Annotated in this window: 38 protein-coding genes and 1 tRNA gene; 3 read left to right on the plus strand and 36 right to left on the minus strand. The window is 38.7% G+C overall.

What is annotated here, in order from left to right:
* Window positions 1–7: 7 nt before the first annotated feature.
* From BacF7301_RS16075 to BacF7301_RS16095, 5 genes are all read right to left on the minus strand, one after another.
* The gene (locus BacF7301_RS16075) at window positions 8–1,126 is read right to left on the minus strand and encodes a hypothetical protein (protein ID WP_167964368.1); all 1,119 of its coding nucleotides are present in this window, start codon (window positions 1,124–1,126) and stop codon (window positions 8–10) included.
* Between the two features lie 11 nt (window positions 1,127–1,137).
* A complete protein-coding gene (locus BacF7301_RS16080) occupies window positions 1,138–1,725 on the minus strand; it encodes a head fiber protein (protein ID WP_167964369.1) in 588 nt (195 codons plus the stop codon).
* Between the two features lie 2 nt (window positions 1,726–1,727).
* Window positions 1,728–2,378, minus strand: coding sequence for a hypothetical protein (locus tag BacF7301_RS16085; RefSeq protein WP_167964370.1), 651 nt, complete (start codon window positions 2,376–2,378; stop codon window positions 1,728–1,730).
* A 172-nt stretch (window positions 2,379–2,550) separates the two neighbouring features.
* Window positions 2,551–3,063, minus strand: coding sequence for a class II glutamine amidotransferase (locus BacF7301_RS16090; RefSeq protein ID WP_167964371.1), 513 nt, complete (start codon window positions 3,061–3,063; stop codon window positions 2,551–2,553).
* Window positions 3,064–3,086: 23 nt separating this feature from the next.
* Complete coding sequence (locus BacF7301_RS16095) at window positions 3,087–3,959, minus strand: amidoligase family protein (protein WP_167964372.1); 873 nt, start codon at window positions 3,957–3,959, stop codon at window positions 3,087–3,089.
* A 180-nt stretch (window positions 3,960–4,139) separates the two neighbouring features.
* Here BacF7301_RS16095 and BacF7301_RS16100 point away from each other — a divergent pair, with 180 nt between their 5' ends.
* Entirely contained in the window at window positions 4,140–4,373 is a 234-nt protein-coding gene (locus tag BacF7301_RS16100) for a helix-turn-helix domain-containing protein (protein ID WP_167964373.1), read from the plus strand.
* Between the two features lie 65 nt (window positions 4,374–4,438).
* On the opposite strand, the gene BacF7301_RS16105 is transcribed toward BacF7301_RS16100, so the two are convergent.
* The 17 genes from BacF7301_RS16105 to BacF7301_RS16185 all read right to left on the minus strand — a co-directional run bounded on the left by BacF7301_RS16105 (window position 4,439) and on the right by BacF7301_RS16185 (window position 13,049).
* Window positions 4,439–4,846 (minus strand): type II toxin-antitoxin system HicB family antitoxin, encoded by a 408-nt coding sequence (locus tag BacF7301_RS16105; RefSeq protein WP_167964374.1) that lies wholly within the window; start codon window positions 4,844–4,846, stop codon window positions 4,439–4,441.
* Between the two features lie 71 nt (window positions 4,847–4,917).
* A complete protein-coding gene (locus BacF7301_RS16110) occupies window positions 4,918–5,100 on the minus strand; it encodes a type II toxin-antitoxin system HicA family toxin (protein WP_167964375.1) in 183 nt (60 codons plus the stop codon).
* 248 nt (window positions 5,101–5,348) lie between these two features.
* Window positions 5,349–6,842, minus strand: a complete 1,494-nt coding sequence (locus tag BacF7301_RS16115; protein ID WP_167964376.1) for a phage portal protein — start codon at window positions 6,840–6,842, stop codon at window positions 5,349–5,351.
* Window positions 6,843–6,853: 11 nt separating this feature from the next.
* Window positions 6,854–8,122, minus strand: a complete 1,269-nt coding sequence (locus BacF7301_RS16120) for a PBSX family phage terminase large subunit (RefSeq protein WP_167964378.1) — start codon at window positions 8,120–8,122, stop codon at window positions 6,854–6,856.
* On the minus strand, window positions 8,119–8,685 hold the full coding sequence (locus tag BacF7301_RS16125; RefSeq protein WP_167964380.1) for a hypothetical protein: 567 nt from the start codon (window positions 8,683–8,685) through the stop codon (window positions 8,119–8,121). The genes BacF7301_RS16120 and BacF7301_RS16125 overlap by 4 nt, the downstream gene beginning before the upstream one ends.
* A 5-nt stretch (window positions 8,686–8,690) precedes the next feature.
* On the minus strand, window positions 8,691–8,885 hold the full coding sequence (locus BacF7301_RS16130; protein ID WP_167964382.1) for a hypothetical protein: 195 nt from the start codon (window positions 8,883–8,885) through the stop codon (window positions 8,691–8,693).
* Window positions 8,886–8,962: 77 nt separating this feature from the next.
* Window positions 8,963–9,703, minus strand: coding sequence for a ParB N-terminal domain-containing protein (locus BacF7301_RS16135; RefSeq protein ID WP_167967224.1), 741 nt, complete (start codon window positions 9,701–9,703; stop codon window positions 8,963–8,965).
* 213 nt (window positions 9,704–9,916) lie between these two features.
* A complete protein-coding gene (locus BacF7301_RS16140; RefSeq protein ID WP_167964384.1) occupies window positions 9,917–10,132 on the minus strand; it encodes a hypothetical protein in 216 nt (71 codons plus the stop codon).
* Window positions 10,133–10,160: 28 nt separating this feature from the next.
* On the minus strand, window positions 10,161–10,835 hold the full coding sequence (locus BacF7301_RS16145; RefSeq protein ID WP_167964385.1) for a phosphoadenosine phosphosulfate reductase domain-containing protein: 675 nt from the start codon (window positions 10,833–10,835) through the stop codon (window positions 10,161–10,163).
* A gap of 198 nt (window positions 10,836–11,033) precedes the next feature.
* Window positions 11,034–11,423, minus strand: coding sequence for an ASCH domain-containing protein (locus BacF7301_RS16150; RefSeq protein WP_005862452.1), 390 nt, complete (start codon window positions 11,421–11,423; stop codon window positions 11,034–11,036).
* 31 nt (window positions 11,424–11,454) lie between these two features.
* Window positions 11,455–11,527, minus strand: a tRNA-Val gene (locus tag BacF7301_RS16155).
* Between the two features lie 81 nt (window positions 11,528–11,608).
* Complete coding sequence (locus BacF7301_RS16160; RefSeq protein WP_167964387.1) at window positions 11,609–11,815, minus strand: DUF3873 family protein; 207 nt, start codon at window positions 11,813–11,815, stop codon at window positions 11,609–11,611.
* A 6-nt stretch (window positions 11,816–11,821) separates the two neighbouring features.
* Window positions 11,822–12,067, minus strand: coding sequence for a hypothetical protein (locus BacF7301_RS16165; RefSeq protein ID WP_167964389.1), 246 nt, complete (start codon window positions 12,065–12,067; stop codon window positions 11,822–11,824).
* A gap of 10 nt (window positions 12,068–12,077) precedes the next feature.
* Window positions 12,078–12,287, minus strand: a complete 210-nt coding sequence (locus tag BacF7301_RS16170) for a hypothetical protein (RefSeq protein ID WP_167964391.1) — start codon at window positions 12,285–12,287, stop codon at window positions 12,078–12,080.
* 10 nt (window positions 12,288–12,297) lie between these two features.
* Window positions 12,298–12,480: a hypothetical protein gene (locus BacF7301_RS16175; protein WP_167964393.1), complete on the minus strand. Its 183-nt coding sequence runs from the start codon at window positions 12,478–12,480 to the stop codon at window positions 12,298–12,300.
* 41 nt (window positions 12,481–12,521) lie between these two features.
* A complete protein-coding gene (locus tag BacF7301_RS16180; RefSeq protein ID WP_118307238.1) occupies window positions 12,522–12,722 on the minus strand; it encodes a hypothetical protein in 201 nt (66 codons plus the stop codon).
* A gap of 42 nt (window positions 12,723–12,764) precedes the next feature.
* A complete protein-coding gene (locus tag BacF7301_RS16185) occupies window positions 12,765–13,049 on the minus strand; it encodes a hypothetical protein (RefSeq protein WP_118440029.1) in 285 nt (94 codons plus the stop codon).
* A 189-nt stretch (window positions 13,050–13,238) separates the two neighbouring features.
* Here BacF7301_RS16185 and BacF7301_RS16190 point away from each other — a divergent pair, with 189 nt between their 5' ends.
* Entirely contained in the window at window positions 13,239–13,484 is a 246-nt protein-coding gene (locus BacF7301_RS16190) for a helix-turn-helix domain-containing protein (RefSeq protein ID WP_245208250.1), read from the plus strand.
* 1 nt (window position 13,485) lies between these two features.
* On the plus strand, window positions 13,486–14,391 hold the full coding sequence (locus BacF7301_RS16195; protein ID WP_167964395.1) for a V-type ATP synthase subunit I domain-containing protein: 906 nt from the start codon (window positions 13,486–13,488) through the stop codon (window positions 14,389–14,391).
* Between the two features lie 11 nt (window positions 14,392–14,402).
* Here BacF7301_RS16195 and BacF7301_RS16200 read toward each other — a convergent pair whose 3' ends face one another.
* The 14 genes from BacF7301_RS16200 to BacF7301_RS16270 all read right to left on the minus strand — a co-directional run bounded on the left by BacF7301_RS16200 (window position 14,403) and on the right by BacF7301_RS16270 (window position 22,539).
* Window positions 14,403–14,840, minus strand: a complete 438-nt coding sequence (locus BacF7301_RS16200) for a hypothetical protein (protein WP_167964397.1) — start codon at window positions 14,838–14,840, stop codon at window positions 14,403–14,405.
* Between the two features lie 95 nt (window positions 14,841–14,935).
* Window positions 14,936–15,121, minus strand: a complete 186-nt coding sequence (locus BacF7301_RS16205; protein WP_167964399.1) for a hypothetical protein — start codon at window positions 15,119–15,121, stop codon at window positions 14,936–14,938.
* Between the two features lie 14 nt (window positions 15,122–15,135).
* Window positions 15,136–16,080, minus strand: coding sequence for a phage integrase SAM-like domain-containing protein (locus BacF7301_RS16210; RefSeq protein ID WP_167967226.1), 945 nt, complete (start codon window positions 16,078–16,080; stop codon window positions 15,136–15,138).
* Between the two features lie 191 nt (window positions 16,081–16,271).
* Window positions 16,272–16,484 (minus strand): hypothetical protein, encoded by a 213-nt coding sequence (locus BacF7301_RS16215; protein ID WP_167964401.1) that lies wholly within the window; start codon window positions 16,482–16,484, stop codon window positions 16,272–16,274.
* Between the two features lie 12 nt (window positions 16,485–16,496).
* A complete protein-coding gene (locus BacF7301_RS16220; protein WP_008765943.1) occupies window positions 16,497–16,730 on the minus strand; it encodes a Lar family restriction alleviation protein in 234 nt (77 codons plus the stop codon).
* A 2-nt stretch (window positions 16,731–16,732) separates the two neighbouring features.
* Entirely contained in the window at window positions 16,733–17,170 is a 438-nt protein-coding gene (locus BacF7301_RS16225; RefSeq protein ID WP_167964403.1) for an ASCH domain-containing protein, read from the minus strand.
* 17 nt (window positions 17,171–17,187) lie between these two features.
* A complete protein-coding gene (locus tag BacF7301_RS16230) occupies window positions 17,188–18,156 on the minus strand; it encodes a DNA-methyltransferase (protein ID WP_117578438.1) in 969 nt (322 codons plus the stop codon).
* 14 nt (window positions 18,157–18,170) lie between these two features.
* The gene (locus BacF7301_RS16235; RefSeq protein WP_167964405.1) at window positions 18,171–18,806 is read right to left on the minus strand and encodes a hypothetical protein; all 636 of its coding nucleotides are present in this window, start codon (window positions 18,804–18,806) and stop codon (window positions 18,171–18,173) included.
* Window positions 18,807–19,197: 391 nt separating this feature from the next.
* Window positions 19,198–19,857, minus strand: coding sequence for a P-loop NTPase family protein (locus BacF7301_RS16245; protein ID WP_245208251.1), 660 nt, complete (start codon window positions 19,855–19,857; stop codon window positions 19,198–19,200).
* A complete protein-coding gene (locus BacF7301_RS16250; RefSeq protein ID WP_167964409.1) occupies window positions 19,790–20,668 on the minus strand; it encodes a hypothetical protein in 879 nt (292 codons plus the stop codon). The genes BacF7301_RS16245 and BacF7301_RS16250 overlap by 68 nt, the downstream gene beginning before the upstream one ends.
* A complete protein-coding gene (locus BacF7301_RS16255) occupies window positions 20,665–20,958 on the minus strand; it encodes an HNH endonuclease (protein WP_167964411.1) in 294 nt (97 codons plus the stop codon). The genes BacF7301_RS16250 and BacF7301_RS16255 overlap by 4 nt, the downstream gene beginning before the upstream one ends.
* A gap of 421 nt (window positions 20,959–21,379) precedes the next feature.
* Complete coding sequence (locus tag BacF7301_RS16260; RefSeq protein WP_167964412.1) at window positions 21,380–21,517, minus strand: hypothetical protein; 138 nt, start codon at window positions 21,515–21,517, stop codon at window positions 21,380–21,382.
* On the minus strand, window positions 21,507–21,770 hold the full coding sequence (locus BacF7301_RS26120) for an HNH endonuclease (protein ID WP_167964414.1): 264 nt from the start codon (window positions 21,768–21,770) through the stop codon (window positions 21,507–21,509). The genes BacF7301_RS16260 and BacF7301_RS26120 overlap by 11 nt, the downstream gene beginning before the upstream one ends.
* Window positions 21,709–22,539, minus strand: a complete 831-nt coding sequence (locus BacF7301_RS16270; RefSeq protein WP_167964416.1) for a hypothetical protein — start codon at window positions 22,537–22,539, stop codon at window positions 21,709–21,711. The genes BacF7301_RS26120 and BacF7301_RS16270 overlap by 62 nt, the downstream gene beginning before the upstream one ends.
* Window positions 22,540–22,601 lie beyond the last annotated feature (62 nt).

Raw genomic sequence — 22,601 nt, forward strand, 5'->3', positions numbered from 1 at the left:
TACCTCCTTATCCCTGCGGAATGTTATTAAGAGTTGTCAAATCGAAGTTCGTAATCAGATTAGGATTGCTAATCTGAGGAATCCACTCTGCCGTGTACTCCATGTAACGACCGTTCTTGTCACGATAGTTAGAGATGAGCATCTGACCGTCTGCCTGGTTATAAGTACGTCCTTGTACCGGGTCGGTCTTTTCGTATGGAGTATGATGGCGCATGTAGCCAATTTGGTCGGTAGGCAACAGGGAGATGCGGTTGTCTGCATAAATTTGCACGTTCTTACCGGTTTGGTCTTTTACGTAATCTTCCTTGATTTCAATGGACGGCAAACCGATACCGGTGAATACCTGGGATGCTAAAGCGGAAGAAATCAAACCTGTGCTCAAGTTCATCTCGTTGGAACCAAGAATCATCTTGTAGCTTTCTCCAAATTCAGAAGAGCCAAGAATGTTCTTATTGAACGTTGCGCGGGTCATAATCATCTTCTGATAACGTCCATAGTCAGGAGCGATAGCATTCAGTTTCTCTCTCAAATAAGAGATAAACATATTCTTCGAGTCAACAATCACATCGGAAGCTGCCGGAGTAATGAAGTTGAACGGAAGGTCGATTTCTAACAAATCCGGTGCATTCTGATTTTCCTTTGCAGCATCTTTATTCTTCACTGTAGCTGAACCAGTCATGATAAGAGAAGCTACGACAATATCCATACGCTTGTGAGCTGCAAGCATAGTCTGACGGAAATCATCTTGGATAAAGTTCACAATCTCGTTCATGGCAGTGGCTTGGTCTGTAGTCTTGGCTTGATTGAACTTGTCAATCAAATCCTGCAATTCAGACAAACGGTCAATAGACATCTGATAAGCATCACCCAAATAGGCGATTTCACCATATCCGGAGCCGATGTTTCTACGTTCACGAATCGGCTTTTCACCAAAGCGGGAATTAATAGAACCAGCCATCACACCGGAAATCTGACCGATATAATCTTTGAATACGCGGGTAGTCACTTGACGGAAGGTAAGATACTGCTGCCAGTAAATCGTATCTTTACGTGTCTGATTAACACGCTGGATGATGGCACTTACAATGCCGGCATCACTAAATAGGGTTTCAATAGTCAAAAACATAGCTTACCTCCTTATTCGTTAAATTCAAACCAACCTTTCAAGTTCTCTTTGTCATTCTTGGAGAACGGCACCGCTAACTTGTCAGGTTCTATTTCTGCGGCTGTACGGAGCAATGCCACTAACACAATACCGCTTTCTACTTTCGTTCTCTCATAGAGAGCGGAGTTTGCCACATACTTCTGTATCGCTCCATCAACGGCAGTAGCTTCGAAAAGAACAGTGTCTTTTGCAATAGCTTCACCGAAAGCTGATTCGGTCGTTAATACGTCATAAGCCTTGTTAGACTTGTCGATATCGGTTACTTTCGCTCCTTTGGAGCCGTTACCGATAAACATACCTACATAGGCTAAAGAGTTTTTAGCTATTTTGATAGCTGTACCGGAAGCATAAGCTTCAATTACTTTCATGTTTCTTACCGGATAGGCAAACTTGGTTTTTAAATTTGCGTAGACCGGAGTAAAAGAGGAGAGGTTATTCCCCTCTGTCAAGTTCGTTGTGTCGAGCTTGTATGGTCCACGTCTACGGATACCGGTTTGGACATCGTAGCGTTCCTCAAGCTCAACAGGCGGAGCATAATCATACTTAAATCCTGCTGACATAATTAATTCTTGTTTTGTTCAACAATCTCTTTTGTACCATCACTAATCATTTTAGCAATGGCACTTGTCTCTTTCTCCAAAGTCTGTTCGCCAGTCTCAGGAGTTTTCACACCTTCAAAACCTTCATTCGTAAGTTCCTGTTTTACGTCCTTGAAATAAGTATCTAAGTCCGCGTCATTAGGAATCGAATAACGTTTTGCTTGTGATTCGGGAATACCGTATTCCTTTGCCTTTGCCAAAATCTGTTCTTGCCGGGTAGCCTGTGACTTCTCAGCCTTAAACTGAGCGAGTTCATCGGAAAGAGGCTTGACAGCAGCATTCACTGCATCGGCAATGATTTTAGCTATATCCGATTTGTCTTCCGGCTTTGGATTTGGGGTAGGATTGGGATTAGGGTTCTCGACTGGTTTACCGTCTTTAAGGTTATGCTTCTTCTCGTAGTTCTGAACTGATTTGAAAGAGGCATCCCCGGCGCGGAAATCGCCATAATTTGTTAGCACGTCCGTAAAGCCTACTCCCTCCACAATGGTAGGTACTTGGCTTGCGTCCGTTACACCCTCAGCCTTTTTAGTGGCTATTCGGGTAAGAATAGCAGCATCCACCCCAGTAAATTTGGTTTGAAGTCCTGCTAAAATTTGTTCTATAATTGTCATACCGTATGAATTAAATTATTATATCAAAATTCGTGGTATAAAAGTAGATAGTAAGTAGCTGTTTTTGAAATATAAGGATGAACGATACCAAACAATTGAGAAAAGGTTTGATAATAAACAAGAAAGGCTCTAAAACCAAAGTAGTAGAGCCTAAAACACATAGAATAGTTGATTACAGAAAACGCAAATTTGAGAAGTAAAGACTATCACGAAAAATAAAATCACCAAACAATCTTACTTCTTTGCCTTGCATAAAAGCAAACTTAGAATATCCTATAACATTATCCACCTCCATGCTTAGTTCGTCAGAATGTAGCCCGTATTTTTTGATAGTAGGCTGCAAAAAGCATTCAAAAGCGCACTCTGAATCTGTTTTATCCTGGTATGGTCGAATTCCATATAGTATCCCATTATGCATAAAGTGAGTGTTTGTTTCAGAATCATAGAACGGGTGACAATTAGAACGTTTTATGCTGCCATGAGTAGCCAGCCTAAAATGTATAAGCAAAGGTTCTTCTTTGGGCACTCTTTTCAATACTTTCATAAATGAATTAAAAGAAAGCCCCTTATAAGTCACTGTGGGCGAACATAAACCACACCCGTGAGGATTTGCTCTTTGAGCCTTAGAAAGTAATATCTGTGAGGGTAAATCTACCCCTGCAGGCTTGTAAATGATTACACACATAGTCTTCAAATTTAAAGAAAGGCTCAATTAAGAGCCTCTCTGCGATTAATAAAATATTGTTTCTCTGTCTCTGTTAAGAATGGCACTTGTTCTATTAAAATGCATTCTTGAATTTCATTTTCAAATGAGTATTGAATCAGTTTTCTCAGAAAATTTATCCAATTAGCAATCTTATCGTAATCGGTTGTACCTGAATGCTGGCGAAATTCTATTGTTTTATGAGAAATATAGCTTTCTGCATTTACCTTGCGATAACGTGTACCGTTTACTCTGATAATGTCTGATTTAGTCGTGCAAGCATCGTAATTAAGACCTAGAATAGACCGACAATAGCCATTATTTTGCGCTCTACGTGACACTGGCATAAATGAATCAATCACACCTTCTAACTTTTGATAGTTCTTGAAAATCTGAACAAAATGTGCATCACCAATTTTTGAAGCGTCAAAATGAATATGAAGACCAGTGGACTTATTAACCTTTGCACCGATGGCATTCAAAGAATCACAAATCATTTTCAAGCTGTTTAACCCTTGTTTACCTTTTAAGATAGGACTTACTATCTCATTACCGTTTGCCCCCTCAATAGAAGCATCAGAAACAATCTTATAGTAGTGATTATTATCTCTATGGTTATAACCCTCTGATTGAATAGCAATGTTTCTTTGCTCTACCTCTCTTATCAGAGCGTCACGTAATACATTGTAAGTTTCACATTCAACACCAAAAGTCAAATTGTTAGCATTGAACTTGCACCCTTTCTGAACCTTGATAGAGCCTAACAACAAACTTACTTCATAAGGCGACAAACCTAACTTTACCAATGATACAGATTTTGTCTGTTTTGACTTGTTGCTCTTTATAATCTCATCTACTTGTTCTTTTAAAGTTTTCATAATCTTATATGTTATATATTATATTATATTTTCATATTGCAAATATATGCTTTTAGTATATAATCGAGGTAATGTATAATGTTAATAATATATAATATGATATATGTTTAAAAGCTATTTATATGCGCATAGTATATAAATAAATATCTTTGTGATAGGAACATCAAAATATTATAGTATATGTTACGAGTGAAAGAAGTGTGCAAGGAGAAAGAGATTACTATCACTGAACTTGCGGAGAAGATGGGAATGGCACAAGGTAATCTCTCTAAGATGCTGAACGGAAATCCGACTGTTGAAACACTTTATAAAGTCTCCGAGATTCTTGGAGTCAACACCGGTGATTTGTTTGAGAAGGAAATAGGGCTTACTTGCCCGAAGTGTGGTACAAGACTTAAATTAGTTGAGGAGTAAAAAATTAAAAAGCCGTGAACCCATATAGGAACACGGCTTTCATTTTGAATTTAAAAGCTTTGAATTTATAAAGTAGCAGATTGTAATTCCGCTCCGATATTCTTTATAGTATCGAGAATCTTCTTTGTGGTTGATTCTCCAGCGAATGCCAATCCATTTTTGTACTGGCGCATCTTTGATTCGTTTATTCCCGCCTTCTTGGCAAACTGGCTTACATTAATCCAGTCAAAATAATTAAAGAATGACTGGAGGTCATACTTGAATGTTACATCAATTGCTTCAACTCCACTAGGAAGAACTTTACCTTCTTCGGCTATCATCTCCTTTGCTTCTTTAATACTTTCAAAGAAATCAGCCTTCGCCTCTTCCACGCTTGAACCATATCCACCCAATCCATGATTAAGTAACATATCATTCGAATAGATGGAGTATAAACCATCTGCTCCCTTTTCAATAATAGCAAGTATCTTCATGACTCTTCGTTTTTATTTGAAATTTAAAAGCTCTGAAATATGGGTTCTCATAGGGTAGTGAGTGGCAGGGATTAAATCCCCGCCATCTCTTTAATGCTTTTCAGCGTGCCATCTCTCAACTCTTGGCTACCATGTCTTGATACTGGAAAAGTCTGTTTGGTTATCGGACTATACCAAATATCATGATTAGCACCATGACGATGAATAAAACAGCCAGCCTTCGTTAGCACCCTCACTAACTCTGATACTTTCATAATTTCAATGAGCTTTTAAATTCAACACAAAGATAACGTTTTTGTTACTATTGTGCAAGTGTATTGCATATAAAAATAACGTTTTTGTTACTTTTAACAAAGTGGTAGCGGAAATCCTATCGAGTCACCGCTATCCCAAAGGAGAGCTTAACAGCCCTTACCCTTTTTCTTTGAACCTTTTTTCTTTCCCATGATTAAAATGTTCTATTTTTCATGTACTAAAATTATAACCCTCGTGATTTTTCTGACTACGAAGCATTTTTCTGTCCTATTTCTCCGGTTTTAGTATTTTTAGTTGCCTGTTCTTCCTCGATTTCTTTCAACTCTTCATCAATTCTATCAGCATTTCCAGCAAACATAATCCCCTCACGCCTGGACCATACTCCACCACTGACAGCAGAAACAGCAGTAGTAACCTTGTCATTCAAATCATCAATCATATATGGAACCAAATCTGTTTCAATGTCGATGGTTTGGGATGCCTTACTAAACTCGGATGGATTGATAGCCCCTAAAGCGGAAACTATGAAATTTACACGTCTTTGCATAAACTCGCCTATTACCTCAGCATGATTTTCGACTGCCATATGCGCTCCCATAAACATGAAACGAAAAGCTGTACCGGAAGCCTTGCCAATACCTTTTAGTGTCTCAAAAGAAATGCGTGGAGTGTTTGACATATCATATGCCATGTTGGTAAGGGTTTCGGCTTCAAATTTAATCGTATCTGGAACTTGGTCCCATGTCAGATACCGCGCACCGGCTCCTTCTCCTTCCAGTTTTACTGTTCTATCTTTTGTCTTGCCTGTGAATCCGATTACCTCACCAATCAATTCCAAAATGGGAAAGAAATGATAATCTATACAATCGGCATAGTTAGAAAGAAGTTTCTCCAACCTTACCCGGAAGGTATTAATCTTCGTACAGTATGCTTCGGGGCGATAAGCGTAATCTACAGGAAGCTTTGGGAATCCATGAGCGAAAGTTGTTCTTTCCTCATAACCCTTGGATAAATCCCACTGGTAAACCATCTTGTCCGTAATAGTCATAAAGCAGATAATTTCCGAATCATCCATGAGCCTTTTCTTGTACTCACGGGAGAAAGCTATCATCTTACCTTCATCGTTGAAAAACGGATAAAGTTTATCACCTCGGAATGGTGACCATAACACGCTTTTCAACTTCTTGGTAGGTTTTACCTTGCCTCCAAAGGTAGTCTTAACCTTTTTCCAGAACTTTGCCCAAAACGAATCATCATCGGTCGCATACCAATACTCGGCTACCTCTTGCTCGGATAACCAGGAACGAACTATTTTTTTGTTCTGATACTTGATTTTATTGGACTTGAATACAGCCTTGACAGCATCCAGCAGCTTCTTTTCATCATCATCTGTTGGAGTACAATCTATTGAAGGTTCGGTGCCTACAGTGAAAGCCGTTTGAATGTTCACGATGTCCTGCTCCAGGGGTATGGAGATACGGTTCACCGGTTCGGTCTTGTATTGCGCTTCAATCTCGTAGGTCTTGCCGGTCTTTTCATCGAAAACCTTCTCTGCTTCCTTTTCAAGCACTTTTCTATCCGGATACCTCTCTTTATCCACCATGATTTCGTGGCGCTCCGGATTCCAGTCGTCCCACAATTTGCAACGGTCAGGAAGCTCGGTTTTTCTACCTTTCTTCAAGTAGCTTATTTTCTGCCCGATGTCAGGCAATGCTAATATTTCTTCAAGCGTTAATGGCATAATCTATATTTTTAGTGTGTGAATATTCCAGTTAAATCTTTCGGCTTCTGAATCTTTCCCAGAAGCTCACCCAAAACATAATAACGGGCAGCATCTATCCCGTGGTTGTCATGGTCTTCGGGGTCATTGATATACTTTCCATCCTTGTCCTTCGCCCACACATACTTTCGGAACTCGCTTTGTAAGTTATACGAATGCTTGGTTATGTATATCTCCATGCCCTGCATCTTATCAATACCTGCGCTAATGGAGCCTGCACCTTTTTCCACCGCATATATCTTGATACCTCCGTTATGTATTTCTTGAATCAAACGAGGGTCTGCGCTATCGGCAATAACCTTCAATCCCCACGGTCGAAGCGTTTTGATAATATCAGAAGAAAGCAATCCAGTACGGTAATCCACTTCATCCAAGTAAAGGGCGTTATCAACGATACCACAACGAATGGAAGCGGACGGGTCATGTGTATAACCGAAGTCTTGCCCGAAAGCCACCTTCTTTGCCCAAACCGGGAACTCATCAACAATGCCCCACTTCTTGAACACAGCACCTTCCGCAACGTCAGCCCAGCGACCGATAACCACATGAGCATACTTTTCGGGATTGCTCACCTTCATATCCTCAACCTCTTTCAGGAACTCCGGTGAAAGGTTCTCTAAGTTATCCAGATAGGTAGTATGAATATGAAGTACGTTCGGATGAGTGGAGATTTGAACCTGTACACCGTCAATCTCTACCAACTTGTTAGTTTTCTCAATGTACTTCTTATAGATGAAGTGATTGGAGTCGCACGGATTCATTATGATAATAATCCGGTTCTGAATACCTTTTTTACGAATGGAGAGCATTATCTTGTCGAACTCTTCTTCATTGGTCCACTCTTCCGCTTCATCGCAGACAAAAGTAGTGATACCTTGAATAGACTTCAATTTTGCCGTCTGATTTCCAGATGAAGTCTTGATACCACGGAACATGATACGGCTTTTAGTCATCTTGTTGACTATATCCGTCTTGGTGGTCTTGAAATATTTAGTTGTCCCGTCTAACTCTATCTTCTCCATCATTTCGGGGATGATAGACATACCGGCAGAAACCATCGTGTAACGAGTATAGAGTATTTGATGGACTATTTTTTCGGCTTCCGTCATTTCAAAGGTCAGCCGTTCGATAAAAGTGGAAGCATTGAAGGACTTGCCGGAACCACGACCACCGGTGATAAGGATAATGAATTTCTCATTATCGGTGTACAGAGGGTGGTATATCGCCTGGGGTTCTATCATTTCAGTTTGTCTTTAATCCATGAATCAATACTGATACCGTGGTTTATGTCGGTAGGAATGTCAGCTTCTTCGTCAAGCTTACGCTCTGTTTTCTTCCAGTCTTCATCATAGTGGTACAGAATAACTGATTGAGCCTGTAAACTCGGAGCAAGTTCGCTTATTGTTTCTTGAACAATGGATTTATCGGTAAGTGTTACCCATCCAGTCCCACCACAATCTGGACATTTTTCATCTTCTCCCATACAATGACATTTCTCTTGAATGAATCTACGGGTTTCACTCTTAACCTTAACTCCCCCCATAGCCATTGCAAGGTATTTTGCCCTTACGGCTGCAGTAATCGTTGCCCGCCCACGCACTAATACTTCACTTAATTCTTTGTATTGCCCTTTCTTCTCACAGAACTTTTGTGGTGACAATCCAATAGCCAAAGCTATTTCCTTATCCGTGAATCCCTTTTGGGCATACTTTTCTATGAGAGAAAGAAAGTCTTCGCTTGTATAATCAAACTTAGGCTTTCTTCCTCCACGACCTTTTATATTTTGAGATTCACTATTGCTCATATCACTTATCCATTACTTAAACCTCTACTTGCAGATGTGTAGCCTTTTCTATCTCTAAAATTAGGATAAGAAAGCAACGAAGAATCTACTTTTAGGTTTTTTGCCAATCTTTGAGTTACATTTCTACCTGCACGTGTGATACGCTGATTGTTTGCAATATTTCTTGCAATATTTCTGCCTGTGGCATAGGTTCTTCTCAACCTCTTTGTTGTTGCAAGGATTTCACTAAAACTTCTCTGTCTTTTTTTAACTCAGCTTTCCTCCAAATTTTTAATTATTAATCTATCCTTTCTACTTGGCCATCAAACACCTCTCCCTTGATAAACTTCATGTCCGGCTCATAACCGAACCGTTCACAGAAAGCAGCTTTTGCTTCATAGGTATCAAAGGATAGCATCACATAAGCATCCATATCCTCGGCTTGCTTCTGTGCATTCTCCTTTACCTGTTGTTTGACATCTTTCATGTGGGCTACCTTTTCGGCACGCTCTAATTGCTTGGCGGCTTTATCTGCTTCCTTCTGTTCGATGACGGGTGTCATCATATCTGACAAAGCATTAGCCAAAGAGTTTTCTTCTTCGGTTTGTAATAGGTAATCAACACCAATCATGTTTAGGTCGGCATCGGTCAAGCCCGCGTCTTTCCAATCAATGTCAGGAACAATCTGTGCAAGAGCATCAAAATCCCAAGTACCTTGTGCGTTTGGGTTATTCATCAGAATATTTAATTCCTTCTCCTGTTTTTCGTCCACATCAATTACGTCGACTCGGATGCGGTAGTCGTTATCGGGGAACTTCTGCAACTCATCCATGACAGACAAACGTTGGTGTCCACTAACTACGGTTAACCCGGTTCGCTTGTTCACGACAATTCCACCGACTAACCCGAATTTCTTGATACCACGTTTTAATGTCTTTCGTGATTCATCGGAAAGTTTTCGGGGATTATAATTTGCAAAGTGAATGGCAGAACGATTTAGTTCTACCGATTCACTTTTGATATACTTTGAAAGCTCCATGTTATCCATTGCTTAAACCTGTTGCACGATTAGCTACCTGTCTACGCGCTAGTTTTCCCATTGTGCTATTATATGCATTCACTATACTTAAGTTACGCCTTGTAAATCTCGTACCATACCGACTTTCAGCTTCTCGTTGTAATCGAGAGGCTTGAGCTGTTATTTGTGATGCTGTTTTATTTCTTCTTCTGACTCGGCAATTCTCCTTTCTTATCATCCATTACTTAACCCTAATCCACCACTGCGTCCTTGACGAGCAGACCTTGAATATCGTTGATAATTACTTCGATTCCCAGCATAATTTAAACGGCTTAAATTACGATACATGGCACCACCGATACTGTTAATTCTTGCCTGCCTTCCTGGATTACTGGCTGCAGCATTACTCAAACGATTAGTTTGTACGCCTATATCGGCAGCACTTTTCATTCTTCCTCTTCTTCTATTTCTGACTCGGCTATTTGTTTTTATTATTATACTCAAATAAAATTCTTTCACTCATTGGAAATACCCGATAGATTCGTTGTAAATCCTGCGGATAGTTCTCTTTTAACCAAAGCATACAATCAAGATTAAAACCCACTCCTGAACTAGCTTTTAAAGAATATCTAACCGGTTCTGGCAACGCGTGTTGTCTCATGTATGCAAGAATATCCATCTGCGTCCAATCAGCCAAAGGATAACATAAGCCGTTATTCTCATATCCATTAGCTTCATATCCTTTCAGCATCAAACGCCTATTCATGCCATCGGCTTTCTTCATTCCCAAGAATGTGTAATAAGCACCATACTTTAGCTGCATAGCTTGTACTATATCCGCAAGTTTCAGTAACTTTACTTTTGGATTAGGGACACAATACAGCCCACCACGAAGAATGTAAGTAAGATTCCAGTGAGGCGCTTGTACAAACTCAATCTTTGGATATTTGGCTTTTGTCCAGCCAATCCACCTGTTTATGTGCTCCAGGTCTTTAACGAAGTACATGAACACACAAACAATCCGGTCAAACTTTGGATAGATTAAATCAAGTAAGACAAGCGAGTCTTTACCCAAGGATAAAAACAGTAAAGCCTCATTCGATTTTACCCGAATGAGGTCTATATACCGGTTCGCTTGCTCTACCTTATTCATAGCTAACCACCTGATAATCCAAATGAAACACGAAGGTCACTGTAACGTTGTCTACGTGAACCTAACTGGGTGGCACTTGCCGTCCCCCTACGATTAGCAACTAATCTACCGCCAGCACCTGCACCATTCATATTTCTGCGCGGTCCGGCTACTCTGTTTACTCTTCTTGCGACTCAGCAATAATTTTAAATTAAACAATCAATCTATATGTTTCTCTAATACCTTGCCTAAAGTATAGTCCATCTGGGCTGCGAGGTACTCTTCACCTTGATACTCATAAACAATATCATCCCCATTATCGTCTGTGAGAATAACTGCTTCTGCACTCTTTACCTCTATAATCATATACGGGCGTTTGCCCTTGTATTCGCCTGTAAGAAGTTTAATAGCATCGTACTTGATAGGCTTCAATTCGATTTCACCCTCTTCGGGAAGTTCTTCGTCAGCCTTATATTCTTTACCACCACATAAATAAGTTATATACTTCTTTGCGTTGGTAGGTCTAATTTCGCGGTATTCATGAGTTTTTTTACCTGCTAAAATTTCATCGAAATACTTTTGCTTAATCGAAAGCGTTAATACGTTCATAATCGTGTCTTTTAAATTAATAATTAAATAGTTGCGGGTAACGGATTCGAACCGCTGACCTTCACCAAGTCAAAGTGACGAGCTGCCCACTGCTCTAACCCGCGATAGTACCCCAAAGGTACTACCGCAACCAAAGATAACGAAATTATCTGGTAATACAGAACAAACAATATATAAAAGGTTTGCTATTGTCGTGACCTTAGCCAAATATCACGCTTTTCTCTGCATGCCTCTAAACTTGGCGCACAACAGGCGAACAAATCACCATTTTCAGTACGATAGTCATACTGATACATTCTCACTTTCTTACCTTTCAGCTTGGTGTTGTAGGTACAGTAGTTTTCTTTACCAGGGGCGCATACACTGCAGCCGTTTTTGTTTATTGAGTTCATAATCGTTTAATTTATTTGTTCGATAAATATGTACTTAGTATAACAATCATAACCATTTGATTTGAAACGGTGTACATAAACACCGTCTACAAATGGATACGGGTAACTCTTAAAAATACGGTGATATTCTTCTTCGGTGAATACTCTATCTTTATTATGTTCATCTGTAGCAAAAGGCAGATTGTTTAAATCAGGCTGGCAATCCAAAAGTTTAGGGGCATAAATCTGCACCTGTATTGTACCTATTTTCATAAGAGTGTTATTAAAGATTCATATATAAACAAGTCAGGTCACATTCTTCATCGTAATCATATTCAAGCGATACAGGTACAAAGTATTGCTGTATCTTCATTGCTGCTGTTTCGTTCTTGCCCTCAAAAGAGAAGGTGAATGAACGTTTGCCTCTTACTGTAATTTCAACCGGCAAACCGGCTACCCTAGTCATGTTGTTTTCAAGTTCTTGTTTTGTCATAATCGTATATTTAAGTGTTAATACCAATTGCATTTCTCAAAAACTCGCCAGCTTCTTCTACTGACATATCTAGTTTCTTCTGAATCAGAATAAGCATGCAACTTACTTGCTCTTCTGTATCTAAATTGCCTTGTACAAACTCTGACATAATAAATTTCTCTATTGTTCTCTGTCTGATGACTGTTGCTTTCATAATCGTGTATATTGTGGTAGCCCGAAGGCTACCGGTTAAACTTAGAACTTCTCGATTTTGAGATTATCATTAATAATAAATCTACGACCGCACTCGCAAATAACATGAGTATCTGTGACTCTCTTTATCACCCTTACTACATCTTCGTGTACTATACACGGTGTGCCATCTGCATAGTGACCGTTAGCTAAATCACCTGAAACTCTGTATCTCAAACCAATTTCTATTTCTTTTGTATTCATAATCGTGCATATTACGCAGGGCTTTCACCCTGCTGGTTAAACTTATCTTTTATCTATCACTAAGTAATGGTCTGCTAAGCATTTAACCCATTGTATTCTATACTTTCTTGAAGCACATCTAAATTCAATATCTCTTATAGCAGAAAGAATATCAGACGCGCTTTCATTATAATATTTTGCGAGTATAGTTAGTACATGATAGCTTTCTTGCGGTGTAAAGTGTAAAGAACTTCTATATCTCTTTGCTGTCTCATATACCCTCTTTGAGAATGATTCAATAGTCTCAAAATCTTCTTTTCTATAATTAAAAAGGTCTGTTGCTTTCATTATCGTATATCTTTTAATTGTTATTCAAACTATGTTTTGATTATTACGACGCAAATATCAAACTTTATTTTGAATAAACCAAATTTTGATAGAAAAATTTTCAAATTATTTTTTGATACTATTCTTATATATTCTATGTATAATTTGAAAACTATTCCTATCTTTGCATCAAATTATAATTTGAATATCATGCTAAGAGTACAAGAAATCTGCAAACAGCAGGGTATTACCATGCAAGACCTTGCTAAAAGAATGGGAGTGACATATCAAGCCCTGTATGCCGCCGTGTCCGGCAACCCTACCATTGGGAAGTTAGGAGAAATAGCAAAGGCTTTAGGTGTAGGAATAACTGATTTGCTGAATGAAGACAAGGAAGAAAACGCTATCACTTGCCCACACTGCGGAAAGAAAATTAAATTAGAGAAAGGAGAATAATATGGACTATTTAATAATTGGAATACTATTCTTTGTAGGAAATGCCATTTGGAGTATTGCCTTTTTATTTTATCAATCTTACGCAGAGAAGAAAGGTGAAAATATAGCTCTTAAAGAAGATTCTAAAGAAATCGCAATGCTTACAGAATTAGGGAAAAACATGGCTACTAAATCCGATATACGCGAAATAACATTAATAGCAGAAAGAACAAAAAATGAAGCAACCAAAGAATCGGCACAGAGTATATCTTATGAAACCGAAAAAGGCAAAAATCTTGCAACCAAAGAAGATATTGAAGAAATAACTAAAGGAATGGAAATCATAAAGAATGAAATATCTTTTGAAAATCAAAGAAAACATTCCTATATTGAGCAAAGAACTACCCGCTTTATAGAAATCCTACATTTAGCAGAAGAACTACAATTATACAAAAATCAACTTTTATATTATTTATATGATAAACATTCAGTAGAAAAGCTATCAACATTGATAAATGATGCGAACAAAACATTGTTGAAATTAAATCACGAAAACCGTTTGCTGATGGTTTCTATTGACGATGAGTATACAATAAAACGCATTAATAACCTTGTAGATAGTTCACAGCATTATGTCACATTTATATGTTATATTGCGAGCAATGCTATAAGTTCTCTTTCTGATTGGAAGACATTTTTTGATTTATCCAATCAAGACCCAAACAATTCCGCATTATCTAAAATGGCAATAGATAGCATAGAGCAATGGAAGAAAATAAGGAATGAATTTGAAAACGACATAAAAGAAAAAGAAGAAAAACTATATGATGATATGGTTAAATATTTAGCAGCCTTAAAAAGATTGTTCAGACAAGAGTTTTATTTGAAATTTGATTTTGTGAACCAAACAGAAAAGCCGGAGCACTAAGCCCCGGCTCATTAATTGATTAGCCCTTTGAATTTCAACCGACTTACGATTTCGGTGTAAATATACTCTATATCCTGTCTAAAGTCTTTATATTGTTGATAGAGAAAAACAACATCTGCCAAATTGTTCGATATTGTGCATGGTTTTACGTTAGGAAACACTTCTTCCAAGCTCTTTCTAACTCCATTAGGCATACGACCACCGGCTAATACACTGGGGGAAAAGAGGAAAAGAACGATGAAAAGAAACTTCTTTCTCTGAGTAATACATTCTACCTGTGGTGGGAAGGCCATCTCTGACAATACCTCTTTGAACCATTCATATATCACTGGGATAAGTTCCAAATCCGACAACACTGGTGCCGATAATTCATTTTCTCTCTCTGAAAGTCTTGATTTTTGTTCACGTATAGCCTTGAGTTCCGAAACTACTGAAAATTCTTTTACCATAGCACGATTATTTTAAAAGTAAATAGTATATTTGCATCATAATCGTGTAAGATTTGGGAGAATTAAGCTTGGTCGTGCTCGCTGGTTCTCCTTTTCTATTTTAAAAGCCTTCTATTTTTAAGAATTGCTTTATTTCTTTTATCCATTTCTCTACTCCATATTGAAGCATTATAGATAGACGTTGCATACAATCTTAGTTCCTCACTATTTATGAGAAAATCAACCTGTAATGCTTTTTGCATTGATTCAGCATACAAGTGTTGGTCGATATTATTATCCATATTAGTTATTGATTTTACTTTTTAAAAAACAAATCACCGCTAATTGACCTTGCCGTATCATCACCAGTCAACCGGATATACCGGAAGAAGTTTTGCTCTGTCCGATGCCCAGTTAACCTCATTATTTCCAGTGTTTTCATCCGCCCGGTCAGATACATATTTGTCGCCGCACTCCTTCGGGCTGTGTGACTGCTGATTAGCTCCCATTTCTCACGGGTAACAGTTCTTAGTTCGCCGCCTTCTGTATAGGAAAAAGTGATTTTATCATTTAGGCCGATTTCTTTCATTATCACTTTCAGGTACTTGTTGAAGTACTGAATACAGAGGCCGCAAGGAACAAATCCGTTGTACTTCTCGAATATCTCTTTCACATAGTCATGTGCCGGAACTTTCACATTAACATTCGTTTTCTTGGTTCGTTTTACAATGTATCCGTTTTGCAGGTTGGTTGCCGTCAATGTGGAATAGTCGGAATATCTTAGCGCAGTCAGGCAACCAATAACAAACAGGTCACGGATACGCTCTTTCGCCTTTCTCTTGTCCTGTTTCTCAAACTTGTAGTAGTATATCCTAGTGATTTCATTCATTGAGAGAAAAACCGCATTTGTAGGCTCGCATTTCAAATCAATCTCATCGTAGGTAACATCTACTGCATAATTGTATTGCGATGCTCTACGGACAAGTGTTTGCACTTTCAGGATATATCCTACTATCGTGTTATGTCTTAATCCTTGGTCTTCCAGGTAAATGATGAAATCGTCTAGGAACTCAGCCGTCACCGAATTGGTGAATATATCACAGTCAAACTCTAATGAGAAGTTATCTATGTGCTTTATTATCGCATCATAAACGGCTGCATAGTGTTCAGACTTGCGTCTGCTTCGCTTTTCAAGTACATCCCGGATGAAGTCAGTGAAATAGATTCCTTCTAAGGGCTTCTCGCTCCGGAAGTGGTTAATGTAGTCCTTTCTCGCTGTGCGGGTGGGGACAGGTTGTAATACTGATAATGCTTTGGTCGTATCATTTTAAAGGGTTAGCAACTTGGTTTTTTGGGTATTTTTTGTAATTTTGTAGAGAGACAGTCACTTATTGCAAAATTTACCAAATTAGTGGATTTTAGAGGCGGGTATTGAGTTGCCCGCCTTTTTTGTCATTTATTAAACTTATGCTCCTGACACCAGTTTGATTTTCCAACTTTGAAATCACCAATTCCACAACGGAGATTCTTTTCACGCTCCCAATAACTTCCGGGCATAAAAGAAGGTTCTTTCACTATTTCACTCGTAAAGTGAAGACAATTACCACAGCAAGGGCACTTCTTCTGAAAACCCTGCTTTTCTCTGTTTTCTGACTGTTTACTCATATCTTTTTTCTTTTAAACGTTTCTTTTATTCCATTTTTCAATAATTTCATTTTCATGCTGCTCAAATTGAGGCGCAAACGTAAAACCGTCGCTATTTTTCTTGCAAAATACAGTAATCTCTATAGCAGGATTTACATAGCAATTATCATTCTTACATGATAAACAGAGTGATGCAGGTAAATATTGACGTTCTAACACTGGTATTTCACCACAAAATGGGCATGGCAATATTACTTTTTTATTCATTTCTATTCTGATTTAAGTTTCTTAATCACATCATCAACAACATTCCTTGCATCCTCTGATAGATTGTCATATTCCCAAAATGATAGTCTCCCTTTTGCCGGAATAGGCTTTTTGAATAACACAGGATTAGCCAATACCCAGTTATAAACTCCTTTATCCGCCCAAATGGATGGATGGTTTTGCACGCAGTCTACAATCTCCACACTGCCGATGATGGAGCCAAAAGGCATATTTCCAAACATGGTTTCTTTAGCTATTGTAGCAAATGCTGCCTTTGTCTGCGCATCAGTTAGGTCAACGCTAAACTTTCTACCATGGGAACCGGAAGCATGAATAAGGACACGTCCACGGAAATTTGTTCGCCAACTCCGGTTCTCAATATCCTTGATGCCGTGGACTATCAAAGAGGCCCACGGTTGTTTTATTGTTATTGCTTTCATTTCTATTCTGATTTGTATTATTTAAAAAATCCCAATTCTTTACTTAGTCTCTTTTTTGCTATGCCTATATAGTTAGGATTAAGCTCAGCTCCTACATAATAGCGGTTGAGCTTCCTGGCAACTACGGCCGTAGTACCAGAACCCATGAACGGGTCAATTACGATACCATCTTCAGGGCAGCCCGCTTTAATGCAATCAACTATCAAATTCTCTGGAAATACTGCAAAGTGTGCATCTTTATAAGAGGATGTTGGAATGTGCCAAACTGAACGTTTATTAGCTTTGTCTGCATACTGATATTCACGTGTCGTACTCTTCCGGAACATCGGATTGGATTCCTCCAAACTGTTAGCAGTCGCAAAAGCCTTATATCCTACATTCTCAACTTTGCCAAGCCTACTTTTTACGCTTTGAGAAGCTGTCTGCTGAATAGATTTACTATCAAAATAGTATTTTTTACTCTTTGATAAGAGAAAGATGTATTCATGCGACTTCGTACATCTATCCGTAACACTTTCCGGCATCGGATTAGGTTTACTCCAAATGATATCCTGCCGCAAATACCAACCATCGGCACGAAGAGCAAAAGCAAGCATCCACGGAATGCCTATTAAATCTTTATTTTTGCATCCCGTACACTGTTTTACCAATGTAGCTTTGCCAAGTGTCCCTCTATTTGTTCCTTGCTTATAATTCATTGCATTATCTGGGAAACGCGCTGCACCTTTCATGGAACCAGCATAGCTGTCTCCGATATTCACCCACAATGTACCATCGTTTTTTAAAACCCGATAAACCTCATGGAATACATTCACTAATTTCTCAATATATTCTTCCGGAGTTTTTTCAAGTCCTATTTGAGCTTCATTGCCATAGTCACGTAGCCCGTAATATGGTGGAGAAGTAACACAGCAATTAATACTCTTATCTGGAAGTGATTGCAACCAAGTAAGACATTCTGCATTATATATTTGATTTAGATTCATATCTATTTCGGTTATTAGTCAAACAATTTAAATTCATACACCCAAACAAAAGGATTATGTTCCCATGTCCCTCTTCCGGATACTTTGTTTATCAAAGCGGCAAAGGCTTCACGGGGAGTAGAAAATGGATACTGACCTATATATCCAATATTTGAAGTAAATCCGTATTGTACACCCTTTAAATGTTCTTCAATTCCTTCTTTTAAGCAATCTTCATCTGATATGTCTTGTAAACGTTCTACTCCGACATTGGTAATTCTGATTTTATATGGCATATGTTCAGCCTTGACAAACATTTTGTTTTTCCATCCTGCGCCAGTACTGCACTTATCAGGCAGACCGCAATGAAGTTCATAGAAAACATATTCGTAGCTCATTGCCACCACCAAAACTTCACCTATCCGGAGTGGAGAAGTTATAGTATCACAGAAGTAATTATCTGTTATCTTATCCTTTATACCAAAATAGATATTTTCATCCTTTGGATTTGTCTTTTGGCTGTCAGGAACAGGAACTAATACAAAGTTGGAATTGATAGATGCATAGTAATTCAGCTTCTTATCCGCAATTATTCTCCTTGTAATTCGTTTCCGACCATCCAATACAGCCTTCGTTAAGCCGTATTTATCATTGAACATGATTTTCTTCATATCTGTTCTTATTTTTAATTATTCGACTTGTTCCTCACCTTCACGTATTAGGGTAAAAGGTAGTTTGGCACCACAATTCACACAATAAGCTGTTTTACCCCTGTTTAAGGAACCCCCATCGGAATATTCCCCACCGGAATATATGCCGTCGGAATTATGCACACTCGTGTAACTCATTCTAAACAGATCACTATACTGATAACCGTAAAAACCATCGCAATAAGGGCAAGGAAGCGGTTGTGCTTCAGTTACTTTTATGGAGATTTTTTTGCTCATTTCTTTCTTTATATTAAATTTCGTAAGCAATATTCAACTATCCAATAAAGGATAAAATAAAAGGCCGCATATAGTCCAATGATGGAGAATACGGCCAATAAGTATTTAAGTGATTTCATCGTCTGCTTTTTCCTTTGATTTCGATTACATTAAACATTTCATTGATTCGGTCTGCGATATATTCCCCATATTTAGGCTCAAACTCTTCCGGCTGCATATTGGTAGTCATAAACGTTTTGCATATCCTACGATTGTCGTATCTGGATTGGAGAATATACTGTATTATATCCATTTCAGAACCAAAGTATTTTACCCTTGGTTCTTTCCCTACTTCGTCAATACCTAGGGCAATTCCGTTTAACCCATCGTATTTAGAAATACCATCAACTCCCTTTCTGGTGTATTGATTAGAAATGAATGTAGCTGATTCAATAGGAAATCCACCAGATAAGTAATATCCGGTTTCGTCTTTACCATTGCTATACCTGTCGTACAATTGGACAATTTTCAATATCGTGGATTTACCAGTTCCAACAGGACCATACAGTAATAAACCTTTGTTTCCATCTAGTTTTTCCGATCCCTTGATGAGATATAAAAAAAGCTCGTTCATAAAATCACGATTTCTTTCATCAACAGTGAATTCGGGACATGCCAATAAACAGCACCTACGGAAAAGAGCTGAAGAATTCCTGAAAGCAACTGCATCATAACTTGACCGTCCGAACTTTAACGGCACACTCTGAGGATTGATTTGATTTCTGATTGTTTCCATGCTTTAATTTTAACCATTCTTGATAATCTCGTTCAGTTCCCGTAAATACAACCCCAGTCCAATTAGATTCAATAGCTCTTTCAATCTGCCGGATGGCAAACTCTTCTTCAAACTTGGAAAGTTTATCAAGCGAAAGTTGAAGGGCGTAGTTGAGCTTCTTTTTCCATTTCGGAGTTTTACGGAGTGCTTCCCAAGCTGATATAAAAGCCATAGAAGTGAAAGGGTAAACTAACGGAGTTTCATCTCCTTTTTCCTTTCGGGATTTCTTCTTATCGGGTGGGGGATTCTCGTGCGTATGCGCGAGACTCTCTTCTTTGTTTATAGTTTTAATATCTATAATAGGTGGAATTTTCGTTTCATCTAAACATTTTCCAGATGATAGTTCAGATGATGCCAAATTATCATCTAAGCATTTTACAGGTGTTTCTACAGATGATTCTACAGGTGGTATTTCTCCACCTTCGTTATTATCATCTGAACTTTCATCTGTAGAATCATCTGTACTTTCATCTGGAAAATAGACGGATGATATTACAGTAGTAAATGAGTAATAACAACCTATTCGCTTGTCTTTTGTCGATTGGAAGTAAAGTAATCCGGCATCGCTCAAATCACCCCTTGATTTTATTAAGGTTTTCTCTGACATATTCAGAATAGAACACAAATCAGAGTTCTTCTTTTTAAAAACATCCTTCCACTTCATTTCATTACAGATGGCTACAAGTTCGTGATAAAGAGCTTGGGCGGCTGTTGTGAGATAGGTATCATCCCGAACCTTTCGGAGCTTGGATATTAGTTGATAACTATTCATAAACGGAAATATCTATTTGCTGCACATTCATCAAAAGACTTCACACGCTCTATGAGACGCTTTTGCCGCTGTCTGAATGCCAAGTTATTATCGTACTTATTATGGCATTCCCGACAAAATCCTACAATGTTCTGAGGATTGGTGTAGTGTTCCGGATACATGCTCTTAGGAATCAAATGTGCGGCATCTACAGCCGGCTTACCACATATTGCACAAGAGGGAGAAAGTGACTGCTTTATTTTAGCAACTTCTCTGTTTCTCTGAGCTTGTTTACTGCTTACCTGTTTCATATCTAATATTTATAGGTTTCTAATTAAAAGCCCCGAAGCGTATTCTTCGGGGCGATTCAACATTTATTCCAACGAAACACACTACTAACAGGAACTTATACAAAGCTTCGGCTTCTTTTCAGTCGTGTCACCGGCAATCATCAGCCAGCCCCCGTACTTTGTATAAGCTGAATTCCCGCTTTTATATGCTTCTCTCTCTAAGGTTTGTGGACGGTCTGGATTTGAACCAGAACTATAAGGGTGCACCGGTACTTATAGCAGACCACACCGCCCGTGTGCTGTTTTATTTACGGAATTAAAAACAGCAAAAACTAACCGCGCTCATTTCAATGTTTTTATTGAAGGAATCCGAAAATAGAGCGAAAAACAACGTTCCCCATGTGGAGGAAGGCGGGACTCGAACCCGCAATCGGATGATATTCTACGCCGTCAGGCTATTTACGTCCATCCTTTTCACCGCTGACGGGCGGTTACTTAACAATACCAATTCTGCCACTTCTCCATGTCTGCCCACTATATCTTGCAGACAAGCAGGCAGGTTAACAAAGTTACTTACCATGTTTCATTCGATGGCAATCCTCACATAAAATCTCAAGACAATACAGGAACTCTAATTCATGTCCAACTATGGAATATCCTGCAATGTCATAGACCTTGTGATGGACTTCCAAATTGTATGTCTTACCGCACACCTGACATCTATGACCATCGCGAATTCTAACCTTGCGTTTTACCTCTTCCCAATAAGGATTATTTCTCAGACTCTGCCGATACTTCGTCGGTCGCCCCTTCTTGTGCGCCAGTCTCGTCATTTTCTTCCTCCTTTCTCCATGGACTTTCTTCTATTGGTACTCTATGCCATTCATGGCGTTGGATAGGAACAATCTCACCACTACCTTCATTCAAGAAGTCTTCAATCCAGTGTTCTAACCAAACATCCTGACCATCTTCTTCCCAGACTTCAACAATATTTTCATCCTTGCCAAACTTTCGAAGGTTCTTTCTAGTATCCTTCACATCTATATCTGGTAATTCATAGCCAAGTGTTTTAAAGGCTGCCTGATTCATTTCACCTGAATTGAAAAGGTCATTGTATTCATGCTTCGGTATTTCCTGAACCAACGCCAGACGAAATGTATCATTTACCCATGAATAATACAGGTAATGCCCCATCACAGGAATACGGAAGGTATCAATCATTTTTAAAGGATAATCCTTAATGCCTTTCTTTGCCAAGTTCACAAGGTCTTTGAATTGGGTATGTAATGCAGAAATCTTTGCCTCAAAGTCTTTCTTCTCTGTGTTGAACTTGATTTTCAAAGCTTCGAACTGTGCTTCAAGTTCCGGCATCTGTTCCTCGGCAATCTCGCCATAGTTCGCACGAATAGTTGAGATTTCATAATCATCCATCACCCGGTTAGCAATTACATCTTTTTCTTGGATGGTTACAAAATGCTCTGACAACTTCTTTTTAACGTCGTCCATACAGACGCAATCAGAGAAAATAACTTCGGGGAATTTTACTGTGGAAGGAAGCTTGAATTTAAGTTCCTCCGGTACATAATCTTTTAAATCAATCATTATTTCTTAGTTTTTAATTTCTTAAGCATTTTCTTGCACCTTCTACACAAATCCTGGTCGGG

The organism is Bacteroides faecium, from assembly GCF_012113595.1.
Classification (GTDB): domain Bacteria; phylum Bacteroidota; class Bacteroidia; order Bacteroidales; family Bacteroidaceae; genus Bacteroides; species Bacteroides faecium.